This window comes from Roseateles aquatilis (genome assembly GCF_002205645.1).
Classification (GTDB): Bacteria; Pseudomonadota; Gammaproteobacteria; order Burkholderiales; family Burkholderiaceae_C; genus Roseateles; species Roseateles aquatilis.
The window spans coordinates 240,545-261,290 of the sequence record NZ_NIOF01000005.1; the positions used below are offsets into that span (position 1 = coordinate 240,545).

Sequence of the window (20,746 nt, forward strand, 5' to 3'; positions counted from 1 at the left end):
GTCTCGCCGATAAAACTCAATAATTCGTCCCGATCAGGGGCAGGCCCGCGGCCTCACCGCCTCACCGCCTCACCGCCTCACCGCCTCACCGCCTCACCGCCGGCCCCAACGTCCCGAACGCCCACCCGATGTTCAAGCTCACCACCGGCGTGCTGTGCTTGTCGCCGCCGAGCGCCTTCCACTGGCCGACGCCGACCTTGATGCGCAGCCGGTCCTGCTTGCCGGTGCCTTCCCACTGGGCCCAGACCTCGCCCTGCGACACCGCGCCGCCGCCGACGGACACACCGCCGCCGCCCGCCGCGCCGACCAGTGCTTCCGCGCCCACCCGCACGCCGCTGAACTTCGGCGACTGCGCGCCGAGGCCGAACATGCCGTAGGAGAACGCGCCCGCCTTGCCCAGCGCCGCGCTGCCCGCCTGCGCCGTGCCGTACCACGGGCCGCCGAAGTCCCGCGTCATGCCCAGCCCCAGGCCGGTCACGGCCTCGCGCGTGCCGTCCTTGAAGACGAACTCCTTGAAGCGCGGCATGCTCAGATACCAGCTCTGCGCGCGGATCGTGCCGGACTCCAGCGGCGGGCTGTTCAGCATGCGCGAGGCCTTCTCCAGCGGCAACGCCAGCGACCCCCGCACCTGGAAGGATTCGTAATGGCCCCAGGGCGCCCGCATGTAGCCGGCGTCCAGCCGCAGCGTCGGCCCCCATGGCGTGATCCAGCGCATCGTCGGGCCCGCGCGCACCAGCCAGCCGCCGCCCGTGTCCATGTCGCCGCCGCCGCCCAGGCCGGCCGAGATCTGCCCGCCGATGCGGAAGCGCTCGCTGCCGATGCCCCAGTCCTGGCCGGCGTTGGCCAGGATCTCCATGTAGCCGTCATGTCCGCCCGAAGCAGCGCCAGACGCCTCCAGCCCCCACCACGACGAGCCGTTGCCGAAGTACTGCCGCAGGTCGCCGCCGGCCTTGCCCTTGCGGCTCGTCAGCGGGACGCCACCGCGAGTGCGGCTGTTGCCGCGCGGCTTCTCGAGGCCCGCGCTCAGCGCGATCTCGTCGAAACCCATGCCGGTGCGGTCGCCCGCGCGGCCCGACGAGCCCGAGTCGCTCGGCGCGAAGCTCAGGAAACGGTCCATCCGGCCGATCGTCAGCGCGACGCTGGTGTCCTTGATGTTGCCGTTGCCGTTGGGAAAGGCGACGTGCGCCACGCCGACCCCGGCGTACCAGTTGCCGAATTCACCGCGCAGCGACAGCTCGGGGCGCAGCATCAGGCCCCCGCCGGCGCGGATCTTGTCCGAGCTCACGCCGCCGCCGGCGCCCGCGTACAGGCTGGCCGCCACGTGCCAGTCCTGCGCCACGCGGAAGCGCCGCTGCAGGTTGAAGCCGACCGTGAACAGGCCGCCGAACTCGCCCTTCGCCGCGCCGTAGGCGGCCGGGCCCAGACCCCAGTCCTCGTTGATCGCGACCATGTAATGCGCGCCCAGCAAGGCCGTGCCCTGCCCGGTGGGCATCTTGAGCGGCGTCCAGTTGAGCTCGAACGCGGCGGGCCGGCTGTCGGTGGCGGTGATCACCTTGTCCGGATCGCTGGTCGAGGACGTCTGCGCCTGCGCGCCGGCCGCCAGCAGGGCCGAACAGAGCAGCAAGGGACGGGAGGGGAACGGAGAGGTCGTGGAGAAACGAGGCATCGAGGACAGTCGGTTATTTCTTCTTGGCGCGGGGGTGCGCCGCGTCATAGACCTTGGCCAGGTGCTGGAAGTCCAGCCGGGTATAGATCTGCGTGGTGCTGATGTTGGCGTGGCCCAGCAACTCCTGGACGCCGCGCAGGTCGCCACTGCTCTGCAGCAGATGCGACGCGAACGAGTGCCGCAACATGTGCGGGTGGACGTGCGTGGGCAGGCCCGCCGCCAGCGCGCGGTGCTTGAGCCGCTTGCGGACCTGGTCGGCACTCAGCCGCCGGCCGCGCGGGCCGACCAGCAGCGCCGGCTCGTCCGCCGCGGCCCATTGCGACCGCACCGCCAGCCACCGCGAGACGGCCTCCAGCGACGGTCCGCCCAGCGGCACCGCCCGGCGCTTGGAGCCCTTGCCCAGCACCTGCGCCTCGGCTGCGTCGGGCACGACCCAGCCGGCCGACTGCGCGTGATGTCGCACGTCCAGCCCCACCAGCTCCGAGACCCGCAGGCCGCTGCCGTAGAGCAGCTCGACGAGGCAACGCTCCAGCGCCTCGGCGACGGGATCGGCCTGGTCCTGATGGTGATCGGCCAGCCGCACCGCGTCGTCGACGTCCAGCGCCTTCGGCAGGGGCCGGCCCTGCTTGGGCGCGTGCAGATCGGCGATCGGATTGGCGTCGACCTTGCCGTTCTCGCCCAGCCATCGGTACCAGCCGCGCCAGGCGGACAGGATCAGCGCCAGGCTGCGCGGCCCGAGCTTCTGCACATGCAGCTTGGCCAGGAAGCGACGCGCCTGGTGCGCGGACAGGCGCAGCAGGTCCAGCCCCTCGACGGCGGCCAGTCCGGTCAGGCGCTGCAGCGCATCGGCGTAGAGGTGCAGCGTGCGCTCCGCCAGACGGCGCTGCACACGCAGGAAGTCCAGATAACGCTGCTGCTCGTCAGTGAGGCTTGGCGTCGGCATGCGGATCGGCGTCCAGCAGGCGCGACAGCGCGGCGCTCGCGACCTCGCCGACACGCGACAGGAACTCGGTGCCCATCTCGGCGGTGTAGCGCGTCGGGTCCGGCGAGCCCAGCACCAGCAGCCCGAAAGGCTCGCCCGGCGAGCCCGCCGTCAGCGGCACCAGCGCCAGCGAGGCCACGTCGTCCTCCAGCCAGCGCGCCGCCTCGAAGCCCGAATTGACGCCGCAGTACGGCTGGTTCAGGCTGCCGACGAAGGTCTTCACGTCCGCGCTCACCTCGGCCGCGAACGGCGCCAGCGCGTGGCCCGGGTCGACGTTCCACAGGCGCAGGCCGGCCTGCGGGATCAGGAACTGGTGACGCAGCTCGCGCAGCAGCACCTCCGGCAACTCGCGGTCGTCGCGGGTCAACATCAGCGCCAGCGTCCAGCGGTGCAGGCGGTCGGCGATCGCGACGTTCTCCTGGCCGTTGCGGATCATCTCGATGATCTTCTGCTCCAGCCCGCGGATCTTGTCGCGCAGCAGATCCGCCTGGCGCTCCTGCAGCGAGACCGCGCGCTGACCATGCGGATGCGAGATCCGGACGTTGGCCAGCAGCTCGGCGTGACGTTCGAAGAACGCCGGGTCATTCGCCAGGTAATCGGCGATGTCTTGTTCGGTAATGCCTTCGATGCCGCTCACAGTTCGATTTCTCCTTCAAAGACCGTCTGCGCCGGACCGGTCATGTGGACCGACGCCTCCAGGCCGGGTCCGCCAGGGACCAGGCCCGCCCATTCGATGCGCAGATCGCCGCCACGGGTGTGGACCTCGACGCTGTCGTCCAGCCAGCCCAGCCGGATACCGGCCACCACCGCCGCGCAGGCGCCGGTGCCGCAAGCCAGCGTCTCGCCGCTGCCGCGCTCGAACACGCGCAGCTTCACTTCCGAGCGGCTCAGGACCTGCATGAACCCGGCATTGACGCGACGCGGGAAACGCTCGTGATGCTCCACCAGCGGGCCGACCAGGCCCACCGGCGCGTGGTCCACGTCGTCCACGCGCTGCACCGCGTGCGGATTGCCCATCGACAGCACCGCGACCTCGGCGGTGATGCCGTCGCCCAGCGCCAGCGGCCAAAGCGCGAAGCCGTTCTCCCGACGCGGCGTCACGCCCTTCGGATCGAACGGCACCTGCGGCAGGTCGAAGACCGGCGCGCCCATGTCGACGGTCACGCGGCCGTCCTCGCGCAGGCGCAGCTCCAGGATCTTGTTGACGGTCTGGACGCGCACGGTGTGCTTGTCGGTCAGGCCCTTGTCCACCACGTAGCGGACGAAGCAGCGCGACCCGTTGCCGCATTGCTCCACCTCGGACCCGTCGGCATTGAAGATCCGGTAGCCGAAGTCCACGCCGGGCGTCGTCGATCCCTCGATCACCAGCACCTGGTCGCAGCCGACGCCGAAGCGGCGATCGGCCACGCGGCGCAGTTGCTCCGGCGTCAGCGACATCGGCGTCCGCGTCGCGTCCAGCACGACGAAGTCGTTGCCGGCGCCATGCATCTTGGTGAAGCGGAGTTTCATGGGGGCGGATTATCGGGAATACAGCGACGGCTCACCGGGCGGGCGGGTCTTGAATCGCTTGTGGACCCAGAAATACTGGGCCGGGTGCTCACGGATGCGGTCCTCCAGCCAGCGATGGAAATGCAGGGCGTCGGCTTCCACGTCGCCGCTGGGATAACCCTGCAGCGGCTCATGCGCGTGGACCACGATGCCTTCGCCCTTGGGCAGCATCGTGACGATCACCGGCTGCACCACCATCTTCATGGTCTGCGCAATCTTGGCCGGCGCCAGCAGCGTGTTGGCGGGCACGCCGAAGAACGGCACGAAGGCCGAGTCCTTGGGGCCGAAGTCCATGTCCGGCAGGTTCAGGAACGAATACCCGTCACGGATGTGCCGCAGCACGCTGCGCACGCCGTCGTGGCGGTCCACCAGCTTGGTCGTGCCGAAGCGCGAGCGCGCCAGCCGCAGCCGCTCGTCGAAGATCCGGTTGCTCTGGCGCTGATAGATGCTGGCGCCGGGGCGGGCCTGATTCAGCATCAGCGCCGGGCCGATCCAGTCCAGGCCCACGAAGTGCGGCATCAGCCACATCACCGGGCGGTCGACCTGCTCGGAGAGCTTGATGTTGCCCTCGATGCGCATCAGCCGCAGCAGCCGCGAGGCCGGCGCGAACCACAGCAGGCCGCGCTCCAGCAGACTGCGGCCGAGCCAGCCGAAGTGCTCGCGCACCAGGGCCTCGCGCTCGGCGGCCGACTTCTCGGGGAAACACAGCGCCACGTTGCGCTGCGCCACGCGGCGGCGTGACCCCGCAACGCGGTACAGCAGCGCGCCCAGCCCCCATCCCAATGCGGCCAACCAACGCAGCGGCAACCAGTGCAGAAGCCACAACATTCCGATCAACGCATGCGTCGCGAGTTTTCCCATCGACCTTGTCCGCCACCCGGGGTGGCCATCGTTCCTATAATGCGCCCCTGTCGCCGAGTTAATCTGGACAACTTGCGGGGCGACTCATAAATCCCGCTAAAGCGTTCGCCGCCTGACTCCCAGCTCGGCAACGCCCGTGGACTGAATTACAGGAGTTTAAATTGGCGAGCGATTTCCTCTTCACCTCGGAATCCGTCTCCGAGGGTCACCCCGACAAAGTCGCGGATCAGATCTCCGATGCCATCCTTGACGCGATCCTGACCCAGGATCCCCGCTCGCGCGTGGCTGCCGAGACGCTGTGCAACACCGGCCTGGTCGTGCTGGCCGGCGAGATCACCACGAACGCGCATGTCGACTACATCCAGGTCGCCCGCGACACGATCAAGCGCATCGGCTACGACAACACCGAGTACGGCATCGACTACAAGGGCTGTGCCGTGCTCGTCGCCTACGACAAGCAAAGCAACGACATCGCGCAAGGCGTCGACCAGGCCTCCGACGACCACCTGAACACCGGAGCCGGCGACCAGGGCCTGATGTTCGGCTACGCCTGCGACGAGACGCCCGAGTTGATGCCCGCGCCGATCTATTACGCGCACCGCCTGGTCGAGCGCCAGGCCCAGCTGCGCAAGGACGGCCGCCTGCCCTTCCTGCGTCCCGACGCGAAGAGCCAGGTCACGATGCGTTATGTCGACGGCAAGCCGCACAGCGTCGACACCGTGGTGCTGTCCACGCAGCACGCGCCCGAGATGTCGCTGGGCGACAAGATGAAGCCCGAGTTCTACGAGGCCGTCATCGAGGAAATCATCAAGCCCGTCCTGCCCAAGGAATGGCTGCAGGACACGAAGTACCTGGTCAACCCGACCGGCCGCTTCGTCATCGGCGGCCCGCAGGGCGACTGCGGCCTGACCGGCCGCAAGATCATCGTCGACACCTACGGCGGCGCCTGCCCGCACGGCGGCGGCGCATTCTCGGGCAAGGACCCGACGAAGGTCGACCGCTCGGCCGCCTACGCCGCCCGCTACGTGGCCAAGAACATCGTCGCGGCCGGCCTGGCGCGCCAGTGCCAGATCCAGGTGGCCTACGCCATCGGCGTGGCGCGTCCGATGAACGTGACGGTCTACACCGAGGGCACCGGCGTCATCCCCGACGACCAGATCGCCGCGCTGGTCAACGACCATTTCGACCTGCGTCCCAAGGGCATCATCCAGATGCTGGACCTCCTGCGCCCGATCTACGGCAAGACCGCCGCCTACGGCCACTTCGGCCGCGAGGAGCCGGAATTCACGTGGGAGCGCACCGACCGCGCGACCGCGCTGCGCAAGGCGGCCGGCGTCTGACGCCGCGGGGGAAGACCCTGCCGCGGGACCGGTCATCGACCGCCGCCGCGCCGACTTGATCCCCCGACCAGGGCCGCCTCGCGCGGCCCTGTCGCTTTCCGTCGTCGCGCGCTGTTGTCGTTTTCGTATGCGGCTTCGCCCGGCACAATGGTCGGATGCAAGCCATGCCGACCACGCCGAACCCGCTGACCATCCTCATCGTCGACGATCAGAGCGCCACCCGCGTGGCGCTGACCGCCGAGCTCGACCGCGCCGGACACCGCGTGCTGGAAGCCGACAGCGCCGAATGGGCGCTGGAGCTGTTCCGGCGCTACCGGCCCGACCTGGTGCTGCTGGACGTCGAGATGCCGGGGCATGACGGCTACTGGACCTGCCGCGAGATGCGCGCCGCCGAACCGGGCGGCTGGACGCCGATCATCTTCCTGTCCCAGTTCAAGCAGGACGAGGACGTGTGGAAGGGCATCGAATCCGGCGGCGACGACTACCTGGTCAAGCCCGTCTCCGCGATGATCCTGCACGCCAAGCTGCGCGCGATGCAGCGCCTGGCGCAGATGCGGGGGCGCCTGGTGCAGATGTCCGAGGAACTGCGCGCCGCCAACGCGCAGCTGGAGGAGCTGTCCAGCATCGACGCCCTCACCGGGCTGATGAACCGTCGCGCGCTGGATGCCCGGCTGCAGCAGGAGCTCGACCTGGCGCGGCGCGACGGCAAGCCGCTGACGCTGATGCTGTGCGACGTCGACCACTTCAAGCGCTACAACGACGCCGCCGGCCATGTGGCCGGGGACGCCTGCCTGCGCCGCCTCGGCCAATTGCTGAAGGAAACCTGCCGCCGCCCGAGCGATTGCGCCGGCCGCTATGGCGGCGAGGAATTCGCGCTGGTCCTGCCCAACACCCCGCGCTCCGGCGCGATGACCTATGCGCGCGCGCTGATGCGGACGGTGCAACTGGCCGCGATCCCGCATCCGGACTCGCCCACCGACAGCACGATCACCCTGTCGGGCGGCATCACCACCTGCCTGCCGGACGACAGCACCAGCGCCGAGGGCTTGATCATCCGTGCCGACGACGCGCTCTACAACGCCAAGTCGACCGGCCGGAACCGGTTTTTCAGCTACGAAATGCAGATGGACACGCAGGAACAGCGCCGGTTCGCGCCCGTCGCGTCCCCCGCTCCGGGGTCCCCGACTTGAGGCATACCCGAACTGCCGGGCGGCGGACCCGGCCCGCATAATCGGCTCGGCAGCGCCTTGCTGCCGCTGCTCGACGATGCCCGGCCATGGACCTGTCCGCCTCGCTGCCGCCTCTTCGCATCCTGGTTGTCGACGACCAGTCGAGCACGCGCCAGCACCTGTGCAGCCAGCTCGCGGCGATCGGTCATCACACCCTGGAGGCCGACTGCGGCGACAGCGCGCTGGCCCAGTTCGACGGGCAGCATCCCGACGTGGTGCTGCTGGACGTCGAGATGCCCGACCACGACGGCTACTGGGTCGCCAGCCAGATGCGCGCCCACGAGTCCGGCGGCTGGACGCCCATCATCTTCCTGTCCAGCCGCGACTGTGACCAGGACCTCTGGCAGGGCATCGAATCCGGCGGTGACGACTACCTCGTCAAGCCCGTCTCCAGCACCGTGCTGCAGGCCAAGCTGCGCGCCATGCAGCGCCTGCGGCGCATGCAATCGCGGCTGCAGGCGGTCTCCGACGAACTGCGGCACAGCAACGAGCGGCTGGAGAAGCTCTCCGGCGAGGACTCGCTGACGCGGCTGATGAACCGCCGCGCCTTCGACGCACGGCTCGAGCAGGAGATCGCCTGCGCCCGCCGCGACCAGCAGACGCTCACGCTGGTGCTGTGCGACATCGACCACTTCAAGCGCTACAACGACAGCTTCGGCCACCTGGCCGGCGACGCCTGCCTGCAGCGCGTCGCCCACCTGCTGCGCGAAACCTGCCGGCGTCCGCGCGACTGCGCCGCCCGCTACGGCGGCGAGGAATTCGCCCTCATCCTGCCCGGCACCCCGCGCAGCGGCGCCATGACCTTCGCGCGCGCCGTCATGCGCACCCTGCGCAACTGCAACATGCTCCACCCCGACTCGGTCGAGTCCTACGTGACACTCTCCGGCGGCATCACCACCTGCGTGCCCGACGCCGACACCACCGTCGAAGGCCTGCTACGCCGCTCCGACGACGCCCTCTACACCGCCAAGTCGCGCGGGCGAAACCGCTTCTTCAGCTTCGAGATGCAGATGGACACGGTGGAGCAGGCGCCCTCGGGCTTCGCGCCGCTGTAGCGTCCGAAGGATCAGCGATCAGCGATCAGCGATCAGCGATTGGCGATTGGCGATTGGCGATTGGCGATTGGCGACTGGCCCGTGGTGTCAGGTGCTTCGATGTTGGTGGATCGGAACGCGGCCTGCTGCCAGAACCGGCGCGCTGGGGCGGTTAAGGTTGCGACTCTCATTGCCTGCCACCGTTCCGTATGCCCGTGATCGATCACGATGCGTTGCGTCGCCACGCCATCGCCCGCACCTTCTTCAAGCCGACGACGTTGCTGCGCGCGATCCAGCGGCTGGGTTTCGTCCAGGCCGACCCGATCCGTGCGCCGGCGCGAGCGCAGGACCTGATCCTGATGCATCGGGTGAAGGGATACCGGGCGGGCGACCTGGAGGCGCGTTATGCGCGACTGGCGGTCGAGGAGGACTGCCTCGTCAACTATGGTTTCCTGCCACGCGAGCACCTGGCGCTGCTGCACCCCCGCACCGCCAGGCATGCGTGGGACGACGAGATGAACGGGCGCGCCGCGGAGGTGCTGGCCTTCATCAAGGCGCGAGGCCGGACGCATCCGCAGGATGTGCAGCGGGCCTTCAGTCATGGCCGCGTGGCCGGGTACTGGGGTGGGGAGTTGAATGCCAGCACGCACCTGCTCGACGGCATGCATTACCGGGGCCTGTTGCGCGTGGCGCGCCGCGACGCGGGCACGCGGGTCTACGAAGCGGTCGCGCACGCGCCGCAAAACGAAGGCGCCGAGGCGCGCCACGCACGCGCGGCCGCGTTGCTGGACATGATCGTCGCGCTCTATGCGCCGTTGCCGTCGCCGAGCCTGGGCTACCTGACGACGTTGCTGGGTTACGGCACGCCGCACTTGAAGGCCGAGGCGCGCAACGCGCTGAAGGACGCGAAGCAGCGATACGGACATACGAAGGTCGATGGCGAGACCTGGTATTGGCCGCAGGACGAGAATCCTGCGTCGCGCGCTCACAGGGTGGACCCGCTGAGGCTGCGTTTCCTGGCCCCATTTGATCCGCTGGTCTGGGACCGTCGCCGCTTTGAGCGCCTGTGGGGTTGGGCCTACCGATTCGAGGCTTACACGCCCCCTGCCAAGCGCACGATGGGCCATTACGCGCTGCCGATGCTGTGGGGCGACCGCATGATTGGTTGGGCCAACCTGAAGGTCAGCGATGGCCGACTGGTCCCTGACCTGGGCTTCATCGACAAGCGCCCCCGCGACCCCGCATTCCGCACCGCATTGGACGAGGCCTACCACGAGACCTCGCTCTTCCTCGGCCTCGACCCATAGAAGCCCGCCCCAGTCATACCGCCCTTCCCAACGAGAAATGAGGAGCGCTGAGCAGCGGCGAGGGGGGAGTAAACAGGAGCGAAGAGGCGCTGGTTGTCTCGGTCGGCGCGTCCCGCGCAAGCGGGCAAGCCTTCGCAGCGAGGGGGGAGGGACGACAGCGAGCGATGGTGGTTCCAGTAGCAATGCCGGACGAGTCTCGGAGCGCAGTGACGAGCGACGGACCGCGTGTCAGCGAGCAAGCTCGCCGGGAGTCAGCGCTTCTTTTGCTTCCTTTTCTGGGCGCGACCAGAAAAGGGAGTCGCCCGCCGGGGCGAAATCCCGGCGGGCTATTGGAATGGGGCACTCAGGAACTCAAGCGTTCAACAGCCCCATCGACACCTCTGGATACCGTGCCCCCGCCACTGGGTGATCGTCGAGCAGATCCCGCAGTTCCTCGCGCAGCACGTCGCTGAGGCGGATGCGAGCGGCCATGGCGTTCTCTTCGAGGCGGTTGATGCTGCGGGTTCCAGGGATGGGCACGACATCTGGTCCCCGATCGAGGAGCCACGCCAGCGCGAGTTGAGCCGGCGTCAAGCCGTGGTCGCGGGCCAACGCGACGATCGCGTCTGCGAGGGCCAGGTTCTGCGCCATGTGCCCCTCCTGAAACCGCGGGTTCTGTCGCCTCCAGTCGTTGGCGGCCAGTTGGTCGGCATTGCGGATGGCTCCGGTGAGGAAGCCGCGCCCGAGGGGGCTGTAGGGCACGAGCGCGATGCCGAGTTCGCGGCAGGTCGGGAGGATGTCGGTTTCGACATCGCGTGTCCACAGCGAGTACTCGGTCTGCACGGCTGCGATCGGATGCACGGCGTGGGCGCGGCGGATCGTCTCCGCCGACGCCTCCGACAACCCGAGATGTCGAACGCGTCCGGACCGGACCAACTCCGCCATCGCCCCGACGGTGTCCTCGATGGGGACCTTGCGATCGACGCGATGGAGGTAGTACAGGTCGATGTGATTCACCCCCAGCCGCCGCAGCGACGCGTCGCAGGAGGCGCGGACGTTCGCGGGCGCGCCGTTGACGCCGGAGGAGAGGCCCTCGGCGTTGCGCACGATGCCGAACTTGGTCGCCAGCACGACCTCGCGCCGTCGATTGGCGAGCAGCCCGGACAGCAGGCGCTCGTTGGCGCCGCCGCCGTAGACATCGGAGGTATCGAGGAAGTTCATCCCCAGGTCCAACGCGCGATGCAGCGTCGCCATGGACGCCGCGTCGTCCGCGGGCCCGTAGTAGTCGGACATTCCCATGCACCCGAGCCCGAGCGCCGACACCTCGGGCCCATGTGCGCCGAGGCGCCGGCGGGGCAATTGAGGCAGGTTGTTGAGCGGTTCCTTGGACATGATGGTCATGACGGCACTCCTTGAAGGTCAGACCGCGGCGGGACAGGTGCCGCCGCGATGACGTCAGCTTAGGAAGGCGGCCCCCTGGCGGACCAGCGCAAACCTCGCCGGTCCTTGCCCAATCCTCCGGACCCGTGCCCCAGCCCGGCGCGCGCGCTGGGCACGCGTGCGACGAGCTTGCACAATTCGTCGCATGGTTGCCCCCACCCCGCTCCACACCGCCCACGCTCACGTCGACGAACTGCAGGCCTTGCGCGCGCAGATGGTCGATCTGACGTTGCGCCACGTCGGCAGCGAGGGTTCGCACGCGACGGCGATTCCGTGCCTGCAGCTGATCAAGGCGTGCTCCATCGCGCCGCGCACCGCGCCGGCGCTGTACGAGCCTGGCGTGGTCGTCGTACTGCAGGGCCGCAAGAAGGTGGAGCTGGGCAACGAGACCTTGTATTACGACCCGCTGCACTTCCTGCTGGTGTCGATGACGATGCTGCCGAAGGGGCAGGTCATCGATGCGACGCCGGAGAAGCCCTACCTGTGCGTGCGGGTGAGCTGCGACACGCAGACGCTGGCGGAGCTGATGCTGGAGGTGGGTCCGGCGAGCACGGACGTCGCGCCGCGGGCGCAATCGGGGCTGAACGTGGCGCCGGTCTCGGAGCCCCTGCTGGGCGCGACGCTGCGGCTGATGCAACTGCTGGACAGCCCGGAAGATCAGCGCGTGCTGGGCCCCTTGCTGCAGCGGGAGATCTTCTACCGCGTGCTGACCGGCCCGCTGGGCCCGCGGCTGCGCACGCTGGCGGTGCAGGACAGCGCGACGCGGCGGCTCTCACGCGCGATCGACGAATTGAACCGCCGCTTCCACGAGCCCATCAGCATCGACGAACTGGCCGAGGTGGCGCACATGAGCGCGTCCACGCTGCACCAGCGCTTCAAGCAGCTGACGAGCATGTCGCCGATGCAGTACCAGAAGCAACTGCGGCTGCAGCACGCGCGCCGGCTGATGCTGGCCGACGGCATCGATGCCGCGGCGGCGGCGCACCAGGTCGGCTACGAGAGCGCGTCCCAGTTCAGCCGCGAGTACCGGCGGCTCTTCGGCACGCCGCCGCGCGCGGACATCGAGCAAATGCAGCGCGCCGGCTGAGCCGCGCGTCTCACTTCGAGAAGCACTTGCCCGACATCGCCGGCGCGCCCTTGAGCCGATCGTCGGTCGGATGCAGCGCGGCCACGCGGTTCTCGTAGACCCGCACGCATTTGCTGCCTTGCCGGACCAGCTTCGATCCGGACTCGCTGGTGGAGACGCTGACCTCGACCGGCAGCGTGCCCGCACCATCCGCGACGGCCCATTCGACCGAACGACGCACGCTGTGGGAGCGCGTGTCGTGGCGGACCTCGTCGGCCATGCGCAGCACGGGATCCGAGGCGGCGCGCTGGCGCGGCAGTGCCAGATTCAAGGTCGTGCGCCCGGAGCCCGGCGAGAACGCGGCCCCGGTGGCGTCGGCCGGCGGCGCGTCGGGTGGCAAGGTTTGCGACAGCTCGGGCGCCGCGATCACGATCGGCGCCGGCAAGTGCGTCGAGATCGTCGCCGCCGGGCGGGTCATGCGCGGCCGGTCGCGGTCATCGCTCCGCGCCCGCGGTCGCTGGGTGTCGGCGATCAAGCGCACCTTGGTCAGCCGGGTTGCCTCCTCGCGCCGGCCCAGCCGCCACCCGCCATGGTCCCACCACAGCAGCCCCACCCCCAGACCCTGCACCAGGAATGCCGCAGCCAGGCCGATCCAGATCCGCGACCGCCGCGGTCGCGCCCACTGCGCCTCGGTCATGCCGGGCGTCCCCCTCGATCCATCGCGCCCTCCCAGGCCGCCGTGATATCGGGCGCGATGGTATCCGCCTGCGAAGGCTTGCCGGCGTGATGCGACGACGGGTCCCGCGTGACGCTCTTTCAAGGGACGGTCGGACGCGAGCACCCATCCGACCCAGGGGGTCGGCGGGTCACGGGAACTCGGCAGCCGGTGGCAGGCGCGACAGCGCCCGTCCGCTACACGCGCCAGCCGGGCTGACTTCGCTCCGGATCCAGATGCCGACGCACGGCGATCTGAGCCTGTGGGTCCCCGACGTCGGCGACGTAGACGGTCAGCACGATGTCGGTCAGCGTTTCGCCTCGCTCGAACAACACGACCGCGGCATTGCGCCTCGGTCCGTCCAGGATCACGCGGTCCACCCGCATGACGCGAAGCTTGGGCAGGCGTTCGATGGTCAGTCGTACGTCCATGGGGCTCCCCTGTCTTGTCCCCGAAATCCGCTCGCCCGTTTTTCCCGAAGGGCCACGAGTCTGCCGCGGTTGGACGAACAGTATGGGCTCACAACGCACCAACCTGCTCCCTCGCCGGCGGCGCCTTCGTCGCCTGAAATCGACACAAGGTGCAAGAACGGAAAGCTTGTAGTACACTCTGCCGCTTGATTCGCGCAAGACCACCCTCTTCAGGTCTTCATCTGCAGCCCCGCCGGTCAACTCCCCAACTGACCTCTCTAGCGGGCGGCTCGCTACAGCATCAACTCCCGGTTCGTGCGCTTGAGCGTCTCTACTCCGCCTTGTTTTGGAAGGCGGAGGGACTGTTCGCGCTGTTCGCGACAGTTATTCAATCCCAAAGATTCCAGCAACAAAGGAAACGATCATGAGCATTCAAACCGGTACCGTGAAGTGGTTCGACGACGGCAAGGGCTTCGGCTTCATTACCCCGGCCGACGGCAGCAAGGACCTGTTCGCCCACCACAGCGAAATCCGTAACAACGGCGGCTTCCGCACGCTGGCCGAAGGCGCCAAGGTGGAATTCGAAGTCAAGGAAGGCCCGAAGGGTCTGCAAGCCGCGAACATCCGCAGCCTGTAAAAATCCGTGGGGGTCCCTCGCGGATCCCCAGGACTTGCCGAACCGCAGTACAGCCGCAGCAGGGCGCGGCTTAAAACTGGTCCCTGCAAAGCGCACATTCCGAAACCGCGCCAAGACGGTCTTGCACTTTGCGAAATCCTGTCAAGGCGCACACCTCATGAAACTATGCCAATCAAAAGCATTGAGGTGGGGCGTTACCTTGTCTCACCAATGACCAAACCCCATGTCGACGGCGGTTACTCCGCCTCGGTCTCGATCCGATCGGGACGCGGCATGGCCAGCATCGATCGAGTCATGCGATTCGTGCCGAGCTTTCCCAACCGCCGCGACGCCTTGCGCTACGCGGCCGACGAAGGCACGGCCTGGGCGCGTTGCCATTGAGCATCATCCCGATCGATTCGATCGGCGTCGGTCCACGACACGGTCGCGACTGGCGTTACCCTCATATTCAAGAAAGGACAATCCCGGATGGCCAAGGAAGAACTGATTGAAATGCAGGGCGTGGTCAATGAAATCCTGCCCGACTCCCGCTTCCGCGTGACGCTCGAGAACGGTCACCAGATCATTGCCTACACGGGCGGCAAGATGCGCAAGCATCACATCCGCATCCTCGCCGGCGACAGCGTGTCGCTGGAGATGTCCCCGTACGACCTGACCAAGGGCCGGATCACATTCCGCCACCTGAGCCGCTCCGGCGGTCCCGCGCCGAGCCGTCCTCCGGTCCGCCGCTGAGAACGATCTCCCGCGCCTGGCGTGCGGGAGAATCCGGCCTCATGACCACCGCCGAGCCGCCCGGCGCCGACAGCGCCGCCGACGATCCGATGCCCCGCCCGCCGGAGCAGCCGGACATCGATGCCTGCTGCGGCAATGGTTGCGATCCGTGCATCTTCGACCTGCACGACCTGGCGATGGACCAATATCGCCAGGACCTGCGCGCGTGGAACGCCCGCCACCCCCAGGAGCAATGACGCCCTGGCCCCCCGACCGAAGGGCCGCCTCGCGCGGCCCTTACTTTTTGGGACGTCTCCGGGCGCGCCCGGACTTCAGTCCCCCACGCGGAAGGCCGACAAACAGGCAGGGGCCGCGCTTGCCCGTGCGGTCCGTCGGAGCCATCCTGGCGCCGCACGCGATTGCCTCGTCAGGCAGGGGGTCTCGATGTTCATGACCAGCCACAACCGGTTCCACCTCGCGCATTCCGATGCGGCGGCCAACCTGCGCTTCGCGCTGTCGCGGTTGAGCGTCGACTGGCGCCACCTGGAGCCCCCCGCGCTCGAGGTGCTGCTGCGCCATCTGCTGACGGCCGAGCACCGCTGCATGCCGCACCGCAGCGTCGTGCCGGAGCGGCCGACCAACCGCTGGCTGCTGCCGCGGCTGCGACGGCGGCGGGCAGAGGTGGCGATGCGCCTGGTCGCCATCGGCGGCCGCGTCAGCCATGCGGCGTTGGCGCGAGTGCTGCCGCGTGGTCAGGACTGGCCCGGGATCTCGGCGCTGGTCGGTCGCCATGCCCGCGATCCGGTCGAGGGCCGCCAACCGCGTCCACGTCGGCCGATCGAGGAGGACCCCGCCGCGCCACCACGATTCCATGACGCCGGCGAAGCGCGAGCCGTCGCGGCGACCTCGGAGCGCCGAGCCGCCTGAGTCGCCCGAACACCCTGTCATTCAAGCGCCTGGACGCACGGCACCTGCTGGCACGCCGCCACGCGACGCGAGCAGCGCCCTGGCCACCTCCGCGAAACCGTCGCCGCGCGCCGCCTCCGTCACATACGCCGGCGGGTGCGCCAGCATCGGCAGGAACCGCGCGATGTTGGCCACGCCCACCGACAGCGGCACGCGTTCGAACATCAATTGATCGTTCGTCGAATCGCCGACATAGACCCACTCGCGCGCATCGAAGTCCAGGCCCGTCAGGCGAGGCACCGCCCAGTGCGCCGCGCTCCATTTGCTGTGCTCGCCGATCCAGCCGTTGACATGGATGGAGCTGACCGTCGCCACCAGTCCATGCGCGCGCATCAGGTCGCAGACGGCGGCGATGGCGTCGTCATCGAGCGTCGCGAACTCGGCATGGTCGATGGCGATGTCGGTCAGGCGACCGGCGCTGTCGCGCGCGAGCCGGGCATCGGGAACGGTCGCGACGATCTCGCGGGCGCACGCCTGCAGGCGTGCGAAGTTGGCGGCGCGGGTGGCGTCGTCCTGGCTGAACTCGCTGCACAAGCGCGCGCCGTCGCGATGCAGCAGCACGCCACCGTTCTCCGCGACGATGCCTCGCACCGGCCACGCCATCGCGAACGGCTCGCTCCAGCCCGCCGGCCGGCCGGTGATCGCGATCACCGGCACGCCCGCCTCGCGCAGATGCCCCAGCGCCGACAGCGCGGCGGGCGCGATGCCGGCCTCGCCGGTCAGCGTGTCGTCGATGTCGGTCAGCACGCCGCGCACGGCGCGCCAGACCTCGGCGGGACAATCGGCCAGCGGCTTCATCGTTCGCATGGGCAGCGATTGTGCGTCTACAATCGCGCCCTGTTCCGAGGAGCGTTGCGACCTCCCCACCCATCGAGGCCAGGCTCGGAACCGCCGCGCGACGACATGCCCGCGGCCATGGCAACCGCGCTCACCCGTCGACCTTCGCAGGCCGGGTGAGGCTCGAACGAGCGAAGCGGCACCGCCGCCCTCCTCTTCAGCGATCCCCCCGCCCGCGGCGTCGACGGCCCTTCCTCGTAGGAGCCCGCATGACCGCCCAACTGAAGCCCCTGGCGCAAGACCAGTACCTGATCAAAGACCTGTCGCTGGCCGATTGGGGTCGCAAGGAACTCAAGATCGCCGAGAGCGAGATGCCCGCCCTGATGGCCATCCGCGCGGAGTACGCCGCCGCCCAGCCGCTCAAGGGCGCGCGCATCACCGGCTCGCTGCACATGACCATCCAGACCGGCGTGCTGGTGGAGACGCTGCAGGCGCTGGGCGCCGAAGTGCGCTGGGCCTCGTGCAACATCTTCTCGACGCAGGACCATGCCGCCGCCGCGCTGGTGGCCGCCGGCACGCCGGTGTTCGCCTACAAGGGCGAGACGCTGGAGGACTACTGGGATTACACGCACCGCATCTTCGACTTCGGCGCCAAGGGCACCCCGGGCGAAGGCCCCAACATGATCCTGGATGACGGCGGCGACGCGACGCTGCTGATGCACCTGGGCCAGAAGGCCGAGAAGGACCTGTCGGTCCTGGCCAATCCGGGCAGCGAGGAAGAGCGCGTCCTGTTCGCCGCGATCCGGAAGAAGATCGCCGAGGACGGCACCTGGTACACCCGCAAGAGCGCCGAGATCATCGGCGTGACCGAGGAGACGACCACCGGCGTGCACCGCCTGAAGGAGATGTCGGCCAAGGGCTCGCTGCTGTTCCGCGCCATCAACGTCAACGACTCGGTCACCAAGAGCAAGTTCGACAACCTGTACGGCTGCCGCGAGTCGCTGGTGGACGGCATCAAGCGCGCCACCGACGTCATGATCGCCGGCAAGATCGCGGTGATCGCCGGCTACGGCGACGTGGGCAAGGGCTCGGCCCAGGCGATGCGCGCGCTGTCGGCGCAGGTCTGGGTGACCGAGATCGATCCGATCTGCGCGCTGCAGGCCGCGATGGAAGGGTATCGCGTCGTGACGATGGAGTACGCCGCCGACAAGGCCGACATCTTCGTGACCACGACCGGCAACAAGGGCGTGATCCGCCATGAGCACATGGCCGTGATGAAGCACAACGCCATCGTCTGCAACATCGGCCACTTCGACAACGAGATCGACATCGCCTCGATCGAGCAGTACGAGTGGGAGGAGATCAAGCCGCAGGTCGACCACGTGATCTTCCCGGACGGCAAGCGCATCATCCTGCTGGCCAAGGGCCGCCTCGTGAACCTGGGCTGCGGCACGGGCCATCCGAGCTACGTGATGAGCTCCAGCTTCGCCAACCAGACGATCGCGCAGATTGAGCTGTTCGCGCACAAGGACGCGTATGCGGTCGGCCAGGTCTACGTGCTGCCCAAGCACCTGGACGAGCACGTCGCCCGCCTGCAGCTCAAGACGCTGAACGCGCAGTTGAGCGAGCTGACGGACGAGCAGGCCGCGTACATCGGCGTGTCCAAGCAAGGGCCGTACAAGCCCGACACGTACCGCTATTGATCGACTGACCCGAGACCCGACCATGCGTGCTGATCAGTTGCTTCTCTCCCTTGGCCTGGCGCCCACGCGCTCGGCCGCCCAGCGGCTGATCGACGCACGCGCGGTCGAGTGGGAAGGCCCCAAGGGCTGGACCGTCGTGCGCAAGTGCGGCGAGGACCTGCTGGCGACCACGCCGCTGCGCGTGACGGACGACGCCGAGCTGCGTTATGTCTCGCGCGGCGGGCTCAAGCTCGAAGGCGCGCTGGCCAAGGCCGGTGTCTCGGTGGCGGGCCTCTCGGCGCTGGACATGGGCCAGAGCGCGGGCGGTTTCACCGACGTGCTGCTCAAGGCCGGCGCGGCGCACGTGACCGGCATCGATGTCGGCCACGGGCAGCTGCATGAGACCTTGAAGGCGGACCCGCGCGTGACGGCCCATGAAGGCATGCACGTGAAGGACTACGTGCCCGCCGCGCCCTTCGACCTGGTCGTGGGCGACCTGAGCTTCATCTCGATGGTGGGCACGCTCAAGCACGTGGTCGGTTGGCTCAAGCCGCAAGGCCAGGCGCTGCTGCTGATCAAGCCGCAGTACGAGCTGGGCCCGAAGGCCTTGAACAAGAACGGCATCGTCAAGGACAAGGCGCAATACGTCGTGCTCAAGGAGCAGGCCGTCGCGGCCGCCGAGAAGCGCGACCTCGTCGTCAGGGGCTGGTTCGAGAGTCCCGTCACCGGCGGCGACGGCAACACCGAATTTTTCATCTGGGTTCAGAAACCATGACGACGCCTGTCAGCATCGAATTCTTCCCGCCCAACACGCCGGTCGGCACCGAGAAGCTGAAGACCGTCGTGCAGGACCTGCGCGCGGTCGACCCGCAGTACTTCAGCGTCACCTACGGCGCGGGCGGCTCGACGCGCGAGAAGACGCTCGCCACCGTCGCCGACATCGCGTCGCAGGGCTTCGATGCCGCGCCGCACCTGTCCTGCGTCGGCTCGACGCGCGAGAACATCGCCGAGATCCTCGCGACCTACCGCGCGCAGAACATCCGCCGCGTCGTCGCGCTGCGCGGCGACCTGCCCAGCGGCACGGCGACGGCCGGCGAGTTCCGCTACGCCGCGGAGCTGGTGCGCTTCATCCGCGAGACGCAGGGCGAGGACTGGGACATCGAGGTCGCCGCCTACCCCGAGTACCACCCGCAGCAACGCTACGCCGCGCGCGACCTGCAGTTCTTCGCCGACAAGATCCGCGCCGGCGCCAGCGGCGCGATCACGCAGTTCTTCTACAACCCCGATGCCTACTTCCATTTCGTCGACGCGACGAAGGCGATGGGCGTCGAGGTGCCGATCGTGCCGGGCATCATGCCCATCAACAACTTCTCGCGCATCGCGCAGTTCGCGCAGCGCGACGGCATCGAGATCCCGCGCTGGGTCGCGATGAAGATGGAAGGTTATCTGGACGACGCCGCGTCGGTGCGCGCCTTCGGCCTGGACGTCGTCGCGCAGCTGTGCGAACGCCTGATCGCCGGCGGCGTGCCGGGGCTGCACTTCTATACGCTTAATCAGAGCGCGCTGACGCTGGAGTTGTGCGAACGCCTCGGTCTCGCCCGGAAAGCTTGATAAGGCGCAAGCGCCGCCCGGCGCAGCGATGAACCCTGGCGGTTCGGGTCGCTTCCTTGTGAAGCGTCAACGTTCGGCGAGGACCCCAGGCGTTCAATCCCGGTCATCCCATCGACCAGGAGAAATCGCATGTCTCGCCCCCACCCCTCCGTTCGCCTGTCCGCCCTCGCCGCCGCGTCGCTCGCGGGCCTGATGGCCGTCGCCGCGATGCCGGCCCAGGCGCAGGAGACCCCGTGGCTGTTCCGCGCCCGCGCGGTGAACATCGATCCGGCCAACAAGGACAGCACCGGCCTGGGCCTGTCGCTGAGCCGCAAGACGATCCCCGAGCTCGACTTCAGCTACTTCATCACCCCGAACATCGCGACCGAGCTGATCCTGACGGTGCCGCAGCGCCACACGATCTACAGCAACGGCTCACGCATCGGCAGCGTCAAGCACCTGCCGCCGACGCTGACGCTGCAGTACCACTTCAACCCGGAAGGTCGCTTCCGTCCCTACGTCGGCGCCGGCCTGAACTACACCAGCTTCTCCGGCGTCCGCTTCGAGCCCGCGATCGAGGCGGCGCTGCAGCCCAGCATCCAGAAGAACAGCTTCGGCCTGGCGGCGCAGGCCGGCTTCGATGTGATGCTGGACAAGCAGTGGTCGATCAACGTCGACATCAAGAAGCTCCAGATGAGCACCGACATCCGCTCCAAGGGCGCGACCGTCGGCAAGTTCAAGATCGACCCGCTGCTGATCGGCGTGGGCGTCGGTTATCGGTTCTGAGTCTCAGGGTTCCGTACGCA

The 20,746-nt window shown here is 68.5% G+C and carries 23 protein-coding genes and 1 riboswitch; of the genes, 14 read left to right on the forward strand and 9 right to left on the reverse strand.

From position 1 onward, the window contains the following. Positions 1 to 85 precede the first annotated feature (85 nt). The 5 genes from CDN99_RS13690 to CDN99_RS13710 are packed head-to-tail and all read right to left on the reverse strand — an operon-like array spanning position 86 to position 5,057. Positions 86 to 1,666: a hypothetical protein gene (locus CDN99_RS13690; protein ID WP_141100781.1), complete on the reverse strand. Its 1,581-nt coding sequence runs from the start codon at positions 1,664 to 1,666 to the stop codon at positions 86 to 88. A gap of 13 nt (positions 1,667 to 1,679) precedes the next feature. Then, positions 1,680 to 2,609: a tyrosine recombinase XerC gene (locus CDN99_RS13695; RefSeq protein ID WP_088385420.1), complete on the reverse strand. Its 930-nt coding sequence runs from the start codon at positions 2,607 to 2,609 to the stop codon at positions 1,680 to 1,682. Further along, entirely contained in the window at positions 2,587 to 3,285 is a 699-nt protein-coding gene (locus tag CDN99_RS13700; protein ID WP_088385421.1) for a DUF484 family protein, read from the reverse strand. The genes CDN99_RS13695 and CDN99_RS13700 overlap by 23 nt, the downstream gene beginning before the upstream one ends. Continuing rightward, positions 3,282 to 4,157: a diaminopimelate epimerase gene (gene dapF / locus CDN99_RS13705; protein WP_088385422.1), complete on the reverse strand. Its 876-nt coding sequence runs from the start codon at positions 4,155 to 4,157 to the stop codon at positions 3,282 to 3,284. Before dapF ends, CDN99_RS13700 begins: the two co-directional genes overlap by 4 nt. A 9-nt stretch (positions 4,158 to 4,166) precedes the next feature. Next, positions 4,167 to 5,057, reverse strand: a complete 891-nt coding sequence (locus CDN99_RS13710; RefSeq protein WP_088385423.1) for an LpxL/LpxP family acyltransferase — start codon at positions 5,055 to 5,057, stop codon at positions 4,167 to 4,169. Positions 5,058 to 5,218: 161 nt separating this feature from the next. Here CDN99_RS13710 and metK point away from each other — a divergent pair, with 161 nt between their 5' ends. The 4 genes from metK (at position 5,219) to CDN99_RS13730 (ending at position 9,967) form a co-directional block, all read left to right on the forward strand. Further along, positions 5,219 to 6,397, forward strand: a complete 1,179-nt coding sequence (gene metK, locus CDN99_RS13715; RefSeq protein WP_088385424.1) for a methionine adenosyltransferase — start codon at positions 5,219 to 5,221, stop codon at positions 6,395 to 6,397. A gap of 155 nt (positions 6,398 to 6,552) precedes the next feature. Next, positions 6,553 to 7,587, forward strand: coding sequence for a GGDEF domain-containing response regulator (locus CDN99_RS13720; RefSeq protein WP_088385425.1), 1,035 nt, complete (start codon positions 6,553 to 6,555; stop codon positions 7,585 to 7,587). An 86-nt stretch (positions 7,588 to 7,673) separates the two neighbouring features. Further along, complete coding sequence (locus CDN99_RS13725; protein ID WP_088385426.1) at positions 7,674 to 8,681, forward strand: GGDEF domain-containing response regulator; 1,008 nt, start codon at positions 7,674 to 7,676, stop codon at positions 8,679 to 8,681. 188 nt (positions 8,682 to 8,869) lie between these two features. Further along, positions 8,870 to 9,967, forward strand: coding sequence for a DNA glycosylase AlkZ-like family protein (locus CDN99_RS13730; protein WP_088385427.1), 1,098 nt, complete (start codon positions 8,870 to 8,872; stop codon positions 9,965 to 9,967). Between the two features lie 351 nt (positions 9,968 to 10,318). On the opposite strand, the gene CDN99_RS13735 is transcribed toward CDN99_RS13730, so the two are convergent. Continuing rightward, positions 10,319 to 11,347, reverse strand: coding sequence for an aldo/keto reductase (locus CDN99_RS13735; RefSeq protein WP_238139517.1), 1,029 nt, complete (start codon positions 11,345 to 11,347; stop codon positions 10,319 to 10,321). Positions 11,348 to 11,531: 184 nt separating this feature from the next. Between CDN99_RS13735 and CDN99_RS13740 the strand changes: the two genes are divergently transcribed. Beyond that, complete coding sequence (locus CDN99_RS13740; protein ID WP_088385428.1) at positions 11,532 to 12,473, forward strand: AraC family transcriptional regulator; 942 nt, start codon at positions 11,532 to 11,534, stop codon at positions 12,471 to 12,473. Between the two features lie 10 nt (positions 12,474 to 12,483). Here CDN99_RS13740 and CDN99_RS13745 read toward each other — a convergent pair whose 3' ends face one another. Together CDN99_RS13745 and CDN99_RS13750 are read right to left on the reverse strand one after the other, a co-directional pair. Continuing rightward, positions 12,484 to 13,149, reverse strand: coding sequence for a hypothetical protein (locus CDN99_RS13745; protein ID WP_088385429.1), 666 nt, complete (start codon positions 13,147 to 13,149; stop codon positions 12,484 to 12,486). Between the two features lie 215 nt (positions 13,150 to 13,364). Further along, positions 13,365 to 13,598: a hypothetical protein gene (locus CDN99_RS13750; protein ID WP_088385430.1), complete on the reverse strand. Its 234-nt coding sequence runs from the start codon at positions 13,596 to 13,598 to the stop codon at positions 13,365 to 13,367. Positions 13,599 to 14,007: 409 nt separating this feature from the next. On the opposite strand from CDN99_RS13750, the gene CDN99_RS13755 reads away from it, so the two are divergent. The 5 genes from CDN99_RS13755 (at position 14,008) to CDN99_RS13775 (ending at position 15,852) form a co-directional block, all read left to right on the forward strand. Beyond that, entirely contained in the window at positions 14,008 to 14,214 is a 207-nt protein-coding gene (locus CDN99_RS13755; protein ID WP_088385555.1) for a cold-shock protein, read from the forward strand. A 210-nt stretch (positions 14,215 to 14,424) separates the two neighbouring features. Further along, entirely contained in the window at positions 14,425 to 14,595 is a 171-nt protein-coding gene (locus CDN99_RS13760; protein WP_310732477.1) for a hypothetical protein, read from the forward strand. Positions 14,596 to 14,682: 87 nt separating this feature from the next. Then, entirely contained in the window at positions 14,683 to 14,946 is a 264-nt protein-coding gene (infA, locus tag CDN99_RS13765) for a translation initiation factor IF-1 (protein WP_088385432.1), read from the forward strand. Between the two features lie 41 nt (positions 14,947 to 14,987). Next, on the forward strand, positions 14,988 to 15,182 hold the full coding sequence (locus CDN99_RS13770) for an oxidoreductase-like domain-containing protein (RefSeq protein WP_088385433.1): 195 nt from the start codon (positions 14,988 to 14,990) through the stop codon (positions 15,180 to 15,182). Between the two features lie 193 nt (positions 15,183 to 15,375). Continuing rightward, positions 15,376 to 15,852 carry a hypothetical protein gene (locus tag CDN99_RS13775; RefSeq protein WP_141100783.1) on the forward strand — a complete coding sequence of 159 codons (477 nt, stop codon included), beginning with the start codon at positions 15,376 to 15,378 and terminating at the stop codon, positions 15,850 to 15,852. 21 nt (positions 15,853 to 15,873) lie between these two features. Here the strand turns inward: CDN99_RS13775 and CDN99_RS13780 are convergent, their stop codons facing one another. After that, on the reverse strand, positions 15,874 to 16,698 hold the full coding sequence (locus tag CDN99_RS13780; RefSeq protein WP_310732478.1) for an HAD family hydrolase: 825 nt from the start codon (positions 16,696 to 16,698) through the stop codon (positions 15,874 to 15,876). 31 nt (positions 16,699 to 16,729) lie between these two features. After that, positions 16,730 to 16,828, forward strand: a riboswitch (S-adenosyl-L-homocysteine riboswitch). Between the two features lie 109 nt (positions 16,829 to 16,937). Here CDN99_RS13780 and ahcY point away from each other — a divergent pair. The 4 genes from ahcY (at position 16,938) to CDN99_RS13800 (ending at position 20,726) form a co-directional block, all read left to right on the forward strand. Continuing rightward, a complete protein-coding gene (gene ahcY / locus CDN99_RS13785; protein WP_088385436.1) occupies positions 16,938 to 18,371 on the forward strand; it encodes an adenosylhomocysteinase in 1,434 nt (477 codons plus the stop codon). Between the two features lie 22 nt (positions 18,372 to 18,393). After that, positions 18,394 to 19,125, forward strand: a complete 732-nt coding sequence (locus tag CDN99_RS13790; protein WP_088385437.1) for a TlyA family RNA methyltransferase — start codon at positions 18,394 to 18,396, stop codon at positions 19,123 to 19,125. Further along, a complete protein-coding gene (gene metF, locus CDN99_RS13795; RefSeq protein WP_088385438.1) occupies positions 19,122 to 19,961 on the forward strand; it encodes a methylenetetrahydrofolate reductase [NAD(P)H] in 840 nt (279 codons plus the stop codon). Before CDN99_RS13790 ends, metF begins: the two co-directional genes overlap by 4 nt. Positions 19,962 to 20,090: 129 nt before the next feature. Continuing rightward, positions 20,091 to 20,726 carry an OmpW/AlkL family protein gene (locus CDN99_RS13800; protein ID WP_088385439.1) on the forward strand — a complete coding sequence of 212 codons (636 nt, stop codon included), beginning with the start codon at positions 20,091 to 20,093 and terminating at the stop codon, positions 20,724 to 20,726. Positions 20,727 to 20,746 lie beyond the last annotated feature (20 nt).